Annotated in this window: 11 protein-coding genes; 2 read left to right on the top strand and 9 right to left on the bottom strand. The window is 61.6% G+C overall.

What is annotated here, in order from left to right:
• The first annotated feature begins 16 nt into the window (after positions 1-16).
• On the top strand, positions 17-916 hold the full coding sequence (locus tag EAO39_RS20205; RefSeq protein ID WP_120971483.1) for a carbohydrate kinase family protein: 900 nt from the start codon (positions 17-19) through the stop codon (positions 914-916).
• A gap of 85 nt (positions 917-1001) precedes the next feature.
• Here the strand turns inward: EAO39_RS20205 and EAO39_RS20200 are convergent, their stop codons facing one another.
• The 9 genes from EAO39_RS20200 to ccsA all read right to left on the bottom strand — a co-directional run bounded on the left by EAO39_RS20200 (position 1002) and on the right by ccsA (position 11994).
• The gene (locus EAO39_RS20200) at positions 1002-1943 is read right to left on the bottom strand and encodes a hypothetical protein (RefSeq protein ID WP_346427112.1); all 942 of its coding nucleotides are present in this window, start codon (positions 1941-1943) and stop codon (positions 1002-1004) included.
• 176 nt (positions 1944-2119) lie between these two features.
• The gene (locus EAO39_RS20195) at positions 2120-3211 is read right to left on the bottom strand and encodes a ribonucleotide-diphosphate reductase subunit beta (protein WP_120971482.1); all 1092 of its coding nucleotides are present in this window, start codon (positions 3209-3211) and stop codon (positions 2120-2122) included.
• Positions 3212-3263: 52 nt separating this feature from the next.
• Entirely contained in the window at positions 3264-3419 is a 156-nt protein-coding gene (locus EAO39_RS22780; protein ID WP_162989662.1) for a hypothetical protein, read from the bottom strand.
• An 80-nt stretch (positions 3420-3499) separates the two neighbouring features.
• Positions 3500-6412: a ribonucleoside-diphosphate reductase subunit alpha gene (locus EAO39_RS20190; RefSeq protein ID WP_120971481.1), complete on the bottom strand. Its 2913-nt coding sequence runs from the start codon at positions 6410-6412 to the stop codon at positions 3500-3502.
• 598 nt (positions 6413-7010) lie between these two features.
• Positions 7011-7616 carry a 1,6-anhydro-N-acetylmuramyl-L-alanine amidase AmpD gene (gene ampD, locus EAO39_RS20185; RefSeq protein ID WP_120971480.1) on the bottom strand — a complete coding sequence of 202 codons (606 nt, stop codon included), beginning with the start codon at positions 7614-7616 and terminating at the stop codon, positions 7011-7013.
• Complete coding sequence (locus tag EAO39_RS20180; RefSeq protein ID WP_120971479.1) at positions 7597-9162, bottom strand: sigma-54 dependent transcriptional regulator; 1566 nt, start codon at positions 9160-9162, stop codon at positions 7597-7599. Before EAO39_RS20180 ends, ampD begins: the two co-directional genes overlap by 20 nt.
• Before the next feature lie 5 nt (positions 9163-9167).
• Entirely contained in the window at positions 9168-10910 is a 1743-nt protein-coding gene (locus tag EAO39_RS20175) for a PAS domain-containing sensor histidine kinase (RefSeq protein ID WP_120971478.1), read from the bottom strand.
• Between the two features lie 38 nt (positions 10911-10948).
• Positions 10949-11185, bottom strand: a complete 237-nt coding sequence (locus EAO39_RS20170; protein WP_120971477.1) for a PP0621 family protein — start codon at positions 11183-11185, stop codon at positions 10949-10951.
• A complete protein-coding gene (ccsA, locus tag EAO39_RS20165) occupies positions 11182-11994 on the bottom strand; it encodes a cytochrome c biogenesis protein CcsA (RefSeq protein ID WP_120971476.1) in 813 nt (270 codons plus the stop codon). The genes EAO39_RS20170 and ccsA overlap by 4 nt, the downstream gene beginning before the upstream one ends.
• Positions 11995-12419: 425 nt before the next feature.
• Here ccsA and ffh point away from each other — a divergent pair, with 425 nt between their 5' ends.
• Positions 12420-13808 (top strand): signal recognition particle protein, encoded by a 1389-nt coding sequence (gene ffh / locus EAO39_RS20160; protein ID WP_120971475.1) that lies wholly within the window; start codon positions 12420-12422, stop codon positions 13806-13808.
• Positions 13809-13871: the final 63 nt, after the last annotated feature.

The following is a 13871-nucleotide window of genomic DNA, read 5'->3' as shown; positions in this document are numbered from 1 at the left end:
GAAAGAGAACGACATCATGGCCGCTTTGATCTGCGGATCGCTGGCATTCGACAACATCATGACCTTTGAAGGTCGTTTTGCGGACCAGATTCTTCCCGACCAACTGCACATTCTGAATGTGTCGTTTCTGGTGCCTACCTTGCGCCGCGACTTTGGCGGATGCGCCGGAAACATTGCCTACAGCCTGAAGCTGCTGGGTGGCGATGCCTGGCCCATGGCCATGGTGGGCAGCGATGGTGCCGGCTATGTGCAGCACTTCAAGGATCTGGGGATTGAAACCGCCCATGTGGGTCAGTTGCAGAGCACGCACACGGCCCAGTGCATGATCATGACCGACCGCGACAACAACCAGATCACGGCCTTCCATCCCGGCGCCATGATGCAGGCGCATGAGAACTGCATCACGCCCGCCATGGCCGCTCAGGCCAAGGTCGGCATTGTGGCGCCTGACGGCCGCCAGGCCATGGTGGAACACGCTGCCCAGTTCAAGGCGGCAGGCATTCCCTTTGTCTTTGATCCAGGCCAGGGCCTGCCTATGTTCAACGGCGAGGAACTCAAGGCCTTCATCGAGCAGGCCGACTGGGTTGCGGTCAACGACTATGAAGGCAAGATGCTCAGCGAGCGCACGGGCTGGAGTTTTGCGGAACTCTCCTGCAAGGTGCGCGGCCTGATCGTGACGCTGGGCGCCGAAGGCTGTGAGGTCTGGGTGCAGGGCGAGAAAACGCTGGTAGCCCCCGTCAAGCCTGCTGCCGTGGTGGACCCCACGGGCTGCGGCGATGCATGGCGCGGAGCCCTGTTGTTTGGCCTGGAGCGCGGCTGGGATCTGGTGCGCTGCGCCGAACTGGGCAACCGCATGGGCGCGCTGAAAATTGCGCACCGTGGCCCGCAAAACTATGTGCTGGACTTTCAGCCCTGATTGGTCAGAAACCTGAGGCCATAAAAAAGCCCGGCTCTCGCAAGAGGCCGGGCTTTTTTTGAGTGCCGAGCAGTCAACCGATTGCTTAGGGCTTGTTGCCTGTGGGGAAGGGCCATGCAGCCTGAGGTGCCAGCTTGGTCTGAGCGATAGGTGCTGGAGCTTCTGCTGCAGGGGCAGGGGCCGTAGCCGCTTTCTTGGCAGCAGCCTTCTTGGGTGCGGCAGCCTTGGCAGTCACAGCTTTCTTGGGGGCAGCAGCCTTGGCGGTCGCGGCCTTCTTGGGAGCTGCAACCTTGGCAGTCACAGCCTTGGTGGCGACCTTCTTGGGTGCAGTAGCGGCCTTGGCGGTCACAGCCTTGGTAGCGGCCTTCTTGGGCGCAGCAGCGGCCTTGGCGGTAACAGCTTTGGTGGCGGCCTTCTTGGGCGCAGCGGCGGCCTTGGCGGTCACAGCCTTGGTAGCGACCTTCTTGGGCGCAGCAGCGGCCTTGGCGGTCACAGCCTTGGTAGCGGCCTTCTTGGGCGCAGCAGCGGCCTTGGCGGTCACAGCCTTGGTGGCGGCCTTCTTGGGCGCAGCGGCGGCCTTGGCGGTCACAGCCTTGGTGGCGGCCTTCTTGGGCGCAGCCGCGGCCTTGGCGGTCACAGCCTTGGTAGCGGCCTTCTTGGGCGCGGCAGCGGCCTTGGCGGTCACAGCCTTGGTGGCGGCCTTCTTGGGTGCAGCAGCGGCCTTGGTGGTCACAGCCTTGGTAGCAGCCTTCTTGGGAGCAGGTGCAGCAGCCTTGGCAACCACAGTCTTGGTTGCAGCCTTCTTGGGAGCAGGTGCAGCAGCCTTGGCAGCCACAGTCTTGGTCGCAGCCTTCTTGGGCGCGGCGGCCTTGACGGCCGTGGTCTTGGTTGCAGCCTTCTTGGGCGCAGCGGCCTTCACGGGTGCAGCCTTCTTCACGGCTTCAGTCTTGGGCGCGGCCGCCTTTTTTGCAGACACTTTTTTCTCGGTCGTGGCCTTGGCGGCCGTCTTCTTCGCAGTTGCCATCATTTTCTCCTTAGTTGATTTGCATAAAACGCTTCGCAACTTTTCAGCTGAGAAGCGATTCAAGGCGATGTGGAGTGACGCATCGCAATGAACACGGATCCGCTTCAACCTCAATACGCATTTTTAGTAGCAATGAAGTGAAGCAAGTCATGACTCGCATTGTGCCTGCTAAGAAGCAATTAATCCCAAGAAAGTGCGCCTCCGGTCTGATACTCGATCACTCGTGTCTCAAAGAAGTTACGTTCTTTCTTCAAATCGATCATTTCGCTCATCCAGGGGAAGGGATTTTCTTCGCCAGGGAAGAGTTCTTCCAAACCAATTTGTGTGGCGCGACGGTTGGCGATGTAGCGCAGATAGCCCTTGAACATCGACGCATTCATGCCGAGCACGCCGCGTGGCATGGTGTCTTCTGCGTACTGATATTCGAGCTCCACAGCCTTGCGGAACAGCGCATTGATTTCCTGCTTGAACTCGGCAGTCCACAGGTGCGGATTTTCGAGCTTGAGCTGGTTGATCAAATCGATGCCGAAATTGCAGTGCATGGATTCGTCGCGCAGGATGTATTGGTACTGCTCGGCCGCACCCGTCATCTTGTTCTGGCGACCCAGGGCCAGAATTTGCGTGAAGCCCACGTAGAAGAACAGACCTTCCATCAGGCAAGCAAAGACGATCAGGCTCTTGAGCAGGGTCTGGTCGTTTTCGGGCGTGCCGGTGTTGAAGTTGGGGTCCATGATCGCCTCGATGTAAGGGATCAGGAACTCGTCCTTGTCACGAATGGATTTGACTTCGTTGTAGGCGTTGAAGATTTCCGATTCATCCAGGCCCAGCGATTCCACGATGTACTGGTAGGCGTGGGTGTGGATGGCTTCTTCAAAGGCCTGGCGCAGCAGGAACTGGCGGCATTCGGGCGCCGTGATGTGGCGGTAGGTGCCCAGCACGATGTTGTTGGCGGCCAGGGAATCGGCCGTCACGAAAAAGCCGAGGTTGCGCTTGACGATGCGGCGCTCGTCTTCGGTCAAGCCATTGGGGTCCTTCCACAACGCGATGTCGCGCGTCATGTTCACTTCCTGGGGCATCCAGTGGTTGGCGCAGGTGGCCAGATACTTTTCCCAGGCCCACTTGTACTTGAACGGAACCAGCTGGTTCACATCGGTCTTGGCGTTGATGATGCGCTTGTCGGCAGCATTCACACGCTTGTGGGTACTGGTGGACGTGCCGGCTTCGGCGCTGGCAGCGGAAGGGGCAAAGGTGTCGTCGTCAAAAGACAGCATATCTTCTCCAAAGCGCTACAGATCCCTTGGGATCCGTAGCAATGTTGAGCTTTTAACGCTTACTCTTGTCGGCTTTGAGTGCCGCCATCAAGGCGTAAAACGTCTGCTCTGTTTTTTCGTTAAATCCGAAAATTTCGGGTTGCCAAATTGCGGCAAGCGCAATTAGTACAAGGAGTGCAATGCAAACGGTGCGGGAGTCGAAGCTCATCAAAAAACTCGTTAAGTGATGACATCCTCGCCGGGCGTAAGACCCGGTGAGGGTCTTACGTACTGTTTACAAACGCTCCTTTACTGGCAGGCTTCGCAGCCTGGGTCGTCAATCGCGCAGAACTTGATGTCCGTGGCAGGCGCCTGGGCACGGGCAGCGGCAGCGGCCGCTTCCAGTGCGCTCACTGCGGGCTTGGCTGCGGGGGCAGCTGCCGGAGCGGCAGAGGACACGGCATTCAGCGTGCGGCTTTGAACCGTCGATTTTTCAATCTGGGTCGCGCTGGTGGTGCGCAGATAGTAGGTGGTCTTGAGACCACGCTGCCATGCCAGCATGTACGTGTCGTTGAGCTTCTTGCCCGATGCGCCGGCCATGTAGATGTTCAGGCTCTGGGCCTGGTCAATCCACTTCTGGCGGCGTGCAGCGGCTTCCACCAGCCATTGGGGTTCCACTTCAAACGCGGTGGCGTACAGGCTCTTGATCTCTTCGGGCACGCGGTCGATGGCGCGCAGAGAGCCGTCAAAGTGCTTGAGGTCCATGACCATGACGTCATCCCACAGGCCCAGGCGCTTCAGGTCACGCACCAGATACTGGTTGATGACGGTGAATTCGCCGGACAGGTTGGACTTCACGGACAGGTTGCCGAACGAAGGCTCGATCGACGCATCCACGCCCACGATGTTGGAGATGGTGGCCGTAGGCGCAATCGCCACGCAGTTGCTGTTGCGCATGCCGTCCTTGGCGATCTTGGCGCGCAGAGCGTCCCAGTCCAGCTGAGCCGAACGGTCCACTTCCACATAGCCGCCGCGGGCTTTTTCCAGCAGGTTCAGAGTGTCCAGAGGCAGGATGCCCTGATCCCACAGCGAGCCCTTGAAGGTAGAGTAAGTGCCGCGCTCCTTGGACAGCTCGGTCGAAGCCCAGTAAGCGTAGTAGCAGATCGCTTCCATGGCCTGGTCGGCAAACTCGACAGCGCCGTCGCTGGCATAGGCCGTGCGCATTTCGTACAGCGAGTCCTGGAAGCCCATCAGGCCCAGGCCCACGGGGCGGTGGCGCAGATTGGAGTCCTTGGCCTTTTGCACGGCGTAGTAGTTGATGTCGATCACGTTGTCGAGCATGCGCATGGCCGTGGTCACGGTCTTGCGCAGCTTGTCATGGTCGAGCTTGCCGTCCTTGATGTGCTGAACCAGATTCACGGAGCCCAGGTTGCAGACCGCAGTTTCGGTGTCGCTGGTGTTCAGTGTGATCTCGGTGCACAGATTGGACGAGTGCACCACGCCCACGTGCTGCTGGGGCGAGCGGATGTTGCAAGGGTCCTTGAAGGTGATCCAGGGGTGGCCGGTCTCGAACAGCATCGAGAGCATCTTGCGCCACATGTCGGTGGCAGGAACCGTCTTGTGCAGCTTGAGCTCGCCCTTGGCGGCCTTGGCTTCGTAGGCGGTGTAAGCCTTTTCGAACTCGGCGCCGAACAGGTCGTGCAGATCGGGAACGTCGGAAGGCGAGAACAGGGTCCACTGGCCTTTTTCCAACACGCGCTTCATGAACAGGTCTGGAATCCAGTTGGCCGTGTTCATGTCGTGGGTACGGCGGCGGTCATCGCCGGTGTTCTTGCGCAGTTCCAGGAATTCTTCGATGTCCAGGTGCCACGATTCCAGGTAGGTGCAGACGGCGCCCTTGCGCTTGCCGCCCTGGTTCACGGCCACGGCCGTGTCGTTGACAACCTTCAGGAAGGGGACCACGCCTTGCGATTCGCCGTTGGTGCCCTTGATGCGGGCACCCAGAGAACGCACGCGCGTCCAGTCATTGCCCAGGCCGCCGGCAAACTTGGACAGCAGAGCGTTTTCCTTGATGGCGTCGTAAATGCCGCCCAGGTCGTCGGGCACGGTGGTCAGATAGCAGCTCGACAGCTGCGAGCGCAGCGTGCCGCTGTTGAACAGCGTGGGCGTGGACGACATGAAGTCGAAGGAGCTCAGCAGTTCATAGAACTCGATGGCGCGGGCGTTGCGATCCTGTTCATTGAGCGCCAGGCCCATGGCTACGCGCATGAAGAAGGACTGAGGCAGCTCGATGCGTGTCTTGCGGACGTGCAGGAAGTAGCGGTCATACAGCGTCTGCAGACCCAGGTAGTCGAACTGCTGGTCGCGCTCGGCCTTCAGGGCAGCGCCCAGGCGGGGCAGGTCGTACTGGAGCAGCTCGGGGTTGAGCAGCTCGTTGTCCACGCCGTTTTGCACAAAGCCGGGGAAGTACTCGGCATAGGCCGCTGGCATTTCCTCGGGTTGCACGTCGCGGCCCATGACTTCGCGCACGATGGTGTGCAGCAGCAGGCGGGCGGTGACGTAGGTGTAGTCGGGGTCTTTCTCGATCAGCGTGCGGGCTGCGAGGATGGAGGCCTTGTACACCTCGGCCAGGGGCACGCCGTCATAGAGGTTGCGCAGCGTCTCGGCGACGATGGGGGCAGCCTGGATGTCAGCATTGAGGTTGCGGCAGGCCGACTCGATCAGCGCCAGCATGCGCTGCTGGTCCAGGGGCACGCGCTGGCCGTTGTCCATCACATGCAGCGAGGGTGCGGGAGCGGCAGCGGCAATGGCAGCAGCTTCGGCAGCCTTCTTTTGCTCGGCACGTTCCTGGTTGCGGCGATCGCGGTACAGCACATAGGCGCGGGCCACATCGTGGTGACCACCGCGCATCAAGCCCAGCTCGACCTGATCCTGAATGTCTTCGATATGGAAGGTGCCGCCTTCGGGGCGCGAACGCAGCAGGGCACGCACCACGGCTTCGGTCAATTCATTGACGGTGTCGCGCACGCTGGCGGATGCAGCTCCCTGGGCACCGCGCACGGCCAGGAAGGCCTTGGTCAGGGCGATGGCGATCTTCTGGGGGGCAAAAGGCACTACGTCGCCATTGCGGCGAATGATTTGGTAGTTGTCAGCAGTCGCAAAGGATGCGTTTGCGGCGCCAGTTTGCGCGGCAGAAGACAGGGGATTCAGCACTTCTTGCATAAGTTTCCTCTGGATCGAAATGTGGATAAGGCAGGCAGCGGCCTGCACAGGTGGCAGGCCCTCAAGGATACGGATCAGCGCTTCGGTTTACACATGGTTTGCACAGGGTGTGCACAAGTTGTAAACACTAGATATGGGGTCTGAGGCGCTTTCAAACACTACCGGTAGTGTATCGCTGTTGAATTGAACAGGGTGGCTGAATGCCTGAAATCACCGTGATTCACGGCGCTCAGATGCTGGTGGCGGGCACCCGATTACGGCTGCAAACCCCCGTATTTCCGTGCTTTGCGGCGCTTGGCGGCCTGGCTGGAAAATTTGTAAAAAATTCATGTGTTTGCATCAGGCGACAGGCTAGGCCAAGACGCTATTGACAGTACGGAGAATGCCGGTGAATCCGACCGTAAAGCGAAGAGCCTGCTAGGGGCGTGCAGCTGTTCGCCCGCATGGTAGGCATGCCGGAAGGCATAAAAGATAGCGGTAAGCGCAGCCATGAAAGAGGTTCAGGCTGTTTTCGACTTAAACCCAAAGAAGCAAAAGCGCTGCTTGCTCCTGATTTAAGAGTGCTGTTGGCTTTACGATTGTGCGTTCAGGCCGCGTCTCAGACCAGGGAGGGGAATTCCCAGACACTGGTCGCGTGGCCTGCATGCAAGCTTTGCCGCAATCTCTGCCAGTCAAAGCCGCTGCCCGGATCCTGTTTGCGGCCCGGGGCTATGTGCTCGTGGCCGGCGATATGGCGCACGGGGTAGTGCGCGCCTATGGCCTGGCACAGGCGATCCAGGGCCTGGTACTGTGCAGCTTCAAACGTCAGGCCTTCCAGGCCCTCCAGCTCTATGCCGATGGAGTCGTCGTTGCAGCGCTCGCGCCCGCGCCATTGAGAAACGCCTGCGTGCCAGGCACGGTCGTCGCAGCTGACGAACTGCCAGATCTCGCCAAGCCGGGTAATAAAGAAGTGCGAGGACACTTCCAGGCCGCGAATGCCCTGGTAGTAAGGGTGGGCGTCCCAGTCGAGCTGGTTGGTGAAGAGCTGCTGCACGGCGCCTGTGCCGTACTGGCCGGGAGGCAGGCTGATCGAGTGCAGCACCACCAGATCAATATCGGCCCCCGGCGGGCGCAAGCCGTAGTTGGGTGAAGGCAGGTGGCGAGCGCTGTCTAGCCAGCCTTTTTTCCAGCAGCCGGGCGAGGACTTATGGATTGCTGCGGTCATGGTCCGGGCTTTCGGAGTCGCCGCGTGTGCCATCGCCGGGCAAGCTGATGCCCAGACGCTCGATGCGGTAGCGGATTTGTCTCAGGCTGATGCCCAGTTTGGCGGCCGTGGCCGTGCGGTTGAAGCCGTGGTCCTGCAAGGCGCGCTCCAAAATAGCGCGCTCCTGGTTGTCCAGCCACGACTGCAGATCGTCAGGCAGGTCGTCGGATGCGGGTTCAGGCGAGGTAAGGGGCGCGGCGGTGGTCACGCCCGGTGGTGGCGGTGGCGGGGTGAAGCCGTTGGCGGCTGGCTGTGTACCGTTTTTCTCAAGGGCGATTGCCATTTCGGCTGCTGCAGCGGCCAAGGCTTGCTCGGGAATGCGCAGCGGCCCTTCGTCGCCCAGGGCGATGGCTCGGTGCAGCACGTTCTCCAGTTCGCGCACATTGCCCGGCAAGGGAAGCTGGGCGATCTGGGCCAGGCTGGTGGCATCCAGCTCGGGCTCGGGCATCTGGGATTCGCGGGCCAGCCTTGTCAGCAGGGTGCGGCACAGGGCCGGCAGGTCTTCGCGGCGCTCGCGCAGCGGCGGTAACGCAATCTCGATCACATTGAGCCGGTAGTACAAATCCTGGCGAAAGCGCCCGCTTTGCACATCGGCAGCCAGATCACGGTGGGTGGCGCTGACGATGCGCACGTCCACTGCTTCCTCCTGGGTGCTGCCCAGAGGGCGAACCTTGCGCTCCTGTATGGCGCGCAGTAGCTTGGCTTGCATGGCCAGCGGCAGATCGCCGATTTCATCGAGAAACAGGGTGCCGCCCTGGCCGGCCTGAAAGTAGCCGGGCCTGTCCTGGGTGGCGCCGGTATAAGAGCCTTTGCGGGCGCCAAAGAATTCGGCCTCCAGTAGGTTTTCCGGAATGGCGCCGCAGTTCACGGCAATCAAGGGCCCCTGGCTGCGCTGGCTGCAGGCATGCAAGGCCTGGGCCGCCAGTTCCTTGCCGGTACCCGATTCCCCGTGAATCAGTACGGGGGCCATGCCCTTGGCCACCTTGGCAATGCGCTGCTTGACGGACTGCATCAGTGCCGAGGAACCTACCAGTGCCAGCAGTGCATCGCCGCCAGCGGCCGTGCCGGTGCTGGCGGTGCTTGTGGCGGCAGGGGCCGCACCCGGCGGCGGTACGGCGCCAATGCCTTGCACGGCCGAGGCCACGACCTGGCGAAACTGGCGCAGATCCACCGGTTTGGTCAGGTAGTCAAATGCACCGGCGCGCAGCGCTTCCACCGCGTTTTCGGCCGAGCCGTAGGCGGTGATGACGATGCAGCGTTCGCGACGCTGCTGTTCACGCAGCTCCAGCAGCAGCTCCATGCCGCTGCCGTCAGGCAGGCGCATGTCGGAGATCAGCACATCAAAGCGGCGCGACTGCAGTTGCTCGCGCGCTTCCTGCACGCAGGCGGCGGTTTCCACACGGTAACCTTCCCTCAGCAAGGTCAGCTCGTACAGAGTGCGCAAATCAGGTTCGTCATCGACCACAAGAATCGATGCGCTGGCAGAGGTGGTGGAAATAGAGGTCACAGGGCTTAGACCACAATCAAATCGAACAGGGATTGCGCACTGGCAGGCCCTGCGCTGCTGCTGAACACCACGGTGAAGGCATTGCCTTCCTGCATGCCTTGCGGTGTGGGCCGGGGTAGTCGCTGATAGCTGATGGTGGCACCGTAGCGCTGGCACAGCTCACGGCAGATATAAAGGCCCAGTCCGCTGGAGCGGCTCTGGGAAGAGAAGAACGGTTCGAACAAATGCCGCAGCACGCTGCTCTCCAGCGGTGCGCCATCGCTCCAGACCTGCAGCCAGCTTTGCTCCGCCGTGGCGGGGATGAAGGCGCTGACACCATGCCCGCTGACAATTTGCAGACTGTGTGCCTGCTGCGCATGGCTGCGGTGGCGTTGGGCATTGTCCAGCAAATTGACCAGCACACGGCGCAGATGCTCCTCGTCAAAGTTCACGACCTGCTTGGGGGCGGCCAGATGGAGCTCCAGCAGATGTTGCTGTGAGGCCTGGCTTTGCCATTCGCGGCAAGTCTGCGCTGCATGGCGATCCAGCGCCAGCGGCGGGGTTTGGGCCAGAGCGTCCTCCTGCTGCACGCGGGCAATATTCAGGATTTCCTCTGCAATGCGGTTGAGCCGCTCGGCATTCTGATTGACGATGTTGCACAGCTGCTGCGCTCCTGGCTGGCCCGCTAGGTCTTCTGCCAGCAGGGCATTGGCCTGGACAATGGCGGCCAGGGGGTTGCGAATCTCGTGGGCGACCGCGGCCGACATGCGGCCCATGGAGGCCAGCTTTTCGGTACGCAGCTGGGCCTCCATCTCCCGCAAATCATGCAGAAACACCACGCACAGCGAGTCAGCGGATTCAGCATCGCCGGCCATCACTTCGGTAATGCGTGTGCGCAGGTGCAGGCCGGTGCGTCCCTGCTGGGGTGTAGCCTGCAGATGCACCGTGGCCGTGAGAGGGCTGTTCTGGGCAAAACTCAGCTGCACGGCATCCATCAGCGGTTCCCAGGCGGTTTGGGTCTGTAGCGAAAAGCTGGGCGGATGGGTGGGCAGCAGGCTCAGCAGCCGCAACGCAGCCGGATTGGCCTGCTGCACGCGCAGGCTTTGATCGACGACCAGCACGCCGTCAGACAGGTTGCTGATGACCAGGGCGTTGACCTGCTCTTGTGTCTGTGTGCGCAGGCGGCTGTGCAGGGCGGCTGCCCGCTCGCGACGCACGCGGCGCGAAAGATCCTGCGTGAGATAGGCCATGCCGAAATAGCCGGCGCAGGTGAAGGCCGTCTGGTAGTAGGCCTGGGTGGCATCGCTGCCCTGGCTGGCATGCAGCCATGAAACCATGGCCAGCAAGAGCAGCGTGACGCTGGCGGCCGTGCCCATGGCCAGCAGCATGCTGCCCAGGGCCGATGCAATCAGAATCGGGATGGCGAGCAGCGCCATGTAGTTGAGGTTGCTCGATTGCAGAATCTGCAGCAAGAAAACCGCTGCAATATCCACGCCTATGACGGGCAGCCACTGCAGGCCGGCCGTAGGCGCGGGCAGATTGCGCGCCGCTGCCCAGCGCATTACCACGGTCAGCGTGAGATAGCCCAGGCACACCAGCCAGACCAAGGGGCTGGCCGTGGCTTGCAGCTGAGTGCTCAGCGCCTGAAGCAGGACCAGAGCCGTGGCCAGCAGCACGCGGCCGCTCAGAAAGGCTTGCCAGATACGTATGAAGGGCGCATTGAGGCTGGCATCGGCCTGCCGTGTGATGGAGACATCCAGTGGAATCATGGTTTGGGCCCATGGTGACTGGGATGAAGGCTGCTCCATCAGCGACGGGCCGCCTGCGCCTGGTGTTCGGCGCTGCAGTAAAAGCGGCTTTTTTCGGTCAGCGCCTCGGCGCGCGGCAGGTGCACTCCGCAGTGAGCGCACTCCACCATGTCCTGCGGCGCAGCCAGCTTGCGCCCGGCGGCGGGCTGGGGGCGTTCCATCTGCACCTTGCGACGCTTGCTGCGCCAGATGCCGACCGCCACGACGATGACCAGGAGAACCAGCAGGAATTTCATGCGCCACGCCCCAGCAGTACTTCAATCACAAAGCGCGAGCCCACATAGGCCAGCAGCAACAAGAGCGCGCCGGCATACAGCACACGCACCGCGCTTTGGCCGCGCCAGCCAAAGCGCTTGCGCCCGAACAGCAGCACGGCAAACGTGATCCAGGACAGCAGCGAAAACACGGATTTGTGATTCCACACCCAGGCCTTGCCGTACAACTGTTCGCCAAACAGCCAGCCTGCTGCCAGCGTGGCCGTGAGAACCGCAAAGCCTGCGCTGACGAAGCGGAAAGTCAGGCGCTCCAGGGTCAGCAACGGCAGGCCGCTGTCGTGGTCGCCACCTTGGCGCATATTGCGCTCCGCCCGGTTCATCAGGGCCGCATGCACCACGGCGGCGGCAAATAGGCCATAGGACGCAATGCCCAAAGCCAGGTGCAAGGGCAGCCAGGGCGATGCATCCACATGCAAGGGCTTGCCGGGGAATAAAGCCGTGAGCATCACCGCGATGCTGCCCAGCAAGGAAAGCGGCCAGCGCGAGCGCAGCTGCGGGTACAGCTGCTGCTCCACCACATAGACCGTGAGCACCAGCCAGGCGGTGATGGACAGCGCCGGGGCAAAGCCGAAATGCGGCTCCTGGGCCAGCAGACCCCAGGCCAGAGCCAAACCGTGCAGAGCCCAGGCCACGCGCAGGCTCAGTTTGGCCACTGTTTCCCGAATCCGTTGGGAGGCCAGCGCTGGAATCGCATAGGCAAGGGCTGCGGCGAGCGCCAGAGCCCAGGCGGAAAGACTGGTGCTGGCTGCAGAATAAGGCAAGGAGAGCATGCTTTCTATGATAGCTGCGAGGACTCGTAGTCGCCTTTTGTGTGCGGACCAGGCAAGGACTGATTTTTCAATGGCAAGCTTGCTGTCTGCGTGTTGGGCCCGCACACGGTTGCGTCTTTGGGATTTGGCCTTGTGCAGAGGGCTTTGTGGGGAAGGCCGGCTTCGGCTGCATTCTGGCGGCATGGCTACACCCGCTCGAAGGGCTGGTTGCCAGGCATGGCGATGGTTGCACCGATGAAAGCGCCTACTTTGCAAGGGCAGACCACTGAGAAGCAGGGCAGTTGGTAAAATGGAGCGCTTCAGGCGGGCAGGCACTGCTTTTCCTGCCAGAAAAGCTGATTGCGGCCCAAGCCGCCCGACCTCGAGTCTTAAGGGACTCACCCTGAGGCGGCAGCACCGTCTACAACTTCAGAACACTCCTGCTTATGGCCTCCGCACTGACCGACAAACTCTCGCGACTCGTCAAGGAGATGCGTGGCCAGGCCCGCATCACCGAATCCAATGTGCAAGACATGCTGCGCGAAGTGCGCATGGCCTTGCTGGAAGCCGACGTGGCCCTGCCCGTGGTGCGCGACTTCATTGCCCGCGTCAAGGAAAAAGCCCTGGGCCAGGAAGTCATCAGCTCGCTGCAGCCCGGCCAGGTGCTGGTGTCCATCGTCAACAAGGAACTCTCGGCCACCATGGGCGAGGGCGTGGCCGACATCAACCTCAACGCCCAGCCGCCAGCCGTCATCCTGATGGCCGGCCTGCAGGGTGCCGGTAAAACGACGACTACGGCCAAGCTGGCCAAGCATCTGATCGAAAAGCGCAAGAAAAAAGTGCTGACGGTCTCGGGCGACGTGTATCGCCCTGCGGCCATCGAGCAGCTCAAGACCGTGACGGCCCAGGCCGGAGCCGAGTGGTTCCCGTCCACGCCCGATCAAAAGCCGCGCGACATCGCCGTGGCCGCCCTCGATTACGCCAAGCGCCATTTCTTTGACGTGCTGCTGGTGGATACGGCCGGCCGTCTGGCCATCGACGAATTGCTGATGGCCGAAATCAAGGACTTGCACGCCACCTTGAAGCCCGTCGAAACCCTGTTTGTGGTCGATGCCATGCAGGGCCAGGATGCGATCAACACCGCCCGTGCCTTCAAGGAAGCGCTGCCGCTGACCGGTATCGTGCTGACCAAGCTCGACGGTGACTCGCGCGGTGGTGCGGCCCTGTCGGTGCGCCAGATCACGGGTGCGCCCATCAAGTTTGCCGGTGTCTCCGAAAAGCTCGACGGCCTGGAAGTCTTCGATGCCGACCGCCACGCGCAGCGCGTGCTGGGCATGGGCGACATCGTGGCCCTGGTCGAGCAGGTCACCAAGGGCGTGGACATGGAAGCCGCGCAGAAGATGGCCGAGAAGCTCAAGAGCGGCGACGGCTTCGACCTCAACGACTTTCTGGCCCAGTTGCAGCAGATGAAGTCCATGGGCGGCCTGTCCACCCTGATGGACAAGCTGCCGGCTGAGCTGGCGGGCAAGGCCGGTGCCGTGGACATGGACAAGGCCGAGCGCGAGATCAAGCGCAAGGAAGGCATCATCTGCTCCATGACGCTCAAGGAGCGCAAGCACCCGGCCCTCATCAAGGCCACGCGCAAGAAGCGCATTGCCGACGGTGCCGGCGTGCAGGTGCAGGAAGTCAACCGCCTGCTCAAGGAATTCGAGCAAATGCAGACCATGATGAAGAAGTTCAAGGGCGGCGGTCTGATGAAGATGATGAAGAAGATGGGCGGAATGAAGGGCATGAAAGGCATGATGGGCGGCGGTATGCCCAAGCTGCCGTTCTGATCGGCTAACGACTGCCCCGCAAAAAACGCCTGTGACCCAGGCGTTTTTTCATGTCTTGCTCTT

Origin of the sequence: Comamonas sp. lk (assembly GCF_900564145.1) — a bacterium.
GTDB lineage: Bacteria > Pseudomonadota > Gammaproteobacteria > Burkholderiales > Burkholderiaceae_C > Comamonas.
The sequence above is the reverse complement of the archived record's forward strand: the minus strand, read 5'-3'. Positions and strand labels throughout refer to the sequence as shown.

Excerpts from the sequence above, each read along its gene's own strand:
- ampD (WP_120971480.1), bottom strand. The coding sequence starts at position 7,616 with ATGACCGCAGCAATCCATAAGTCCTCGCCCGGCTGCTGGAAAAAAGGC.
- ccsA (WP_120971476.1), bottom strand. The coding sequence starts at position 11,994 with ATGCTCTCCTTGCCTTATTCTGCAGCCAGCACCAGTCTTTCCGCCTGG.
- EAO39_RS22780 (WP_162989662.1), bottom strand. The coding sequence starts at position 3,419 with ATGAGCTTCGACTCCCGCACCGTTTGCATTGCACTCCTTGTACTAATT.
- EAO39_RS20205 (WP_120971483.1), top strand. The coding sequence starts at position 17 with ATGGCCGCTTTGATCTGCGGATCGCTGGCATTCGACAACATCATGACC.
- ffh (WP_120971475.1), top strand. The coding sequence starts at position 12,420 with ATGGCCTCCGCACTGACCGACAAACTCTCGCGACTCGTCAAGGAGATG.
- EAO39_RS20195 (WP_120971482.1), bottom strand. The coding sequence starts at position 3,211 with ATGCTGTCTTTTGACGACGACACCTTTGCCCCTTCCGCTGCCAGCGCC.
- EAO39_RS20170 (WP_120971477.1), bottom strand. The coding sequence starts at position 11,185 with ATGAAATTCCTGCTGGTTCTCCTGGTCATCGTCGTGGCGGTCGGCATC.
- EAO39_RS20200 (WP_346427112.1), bottom strand. The coding sequence starts at position 1,943 with ATGATGGCAACTGCGAAGAAGACGGCCGCCAAGGCCACGACCGAGAAA.
- EAO39_RS20175 (WP_120971478.1), bottom strand. The coding sequence starts at position 10,910 with ATGATTCCACTGGATGTCTCCATCACACGGCAGGCCGATGCCAGCCTC.
- EAO39_RS20190 (WP_120971481.1), bottom strand. The coding sequence starts at position 6,412 with ATGCAAGAAGTGCTGAATCCCCTGTCTTCTGCCGCGCAAACTGGCGCC.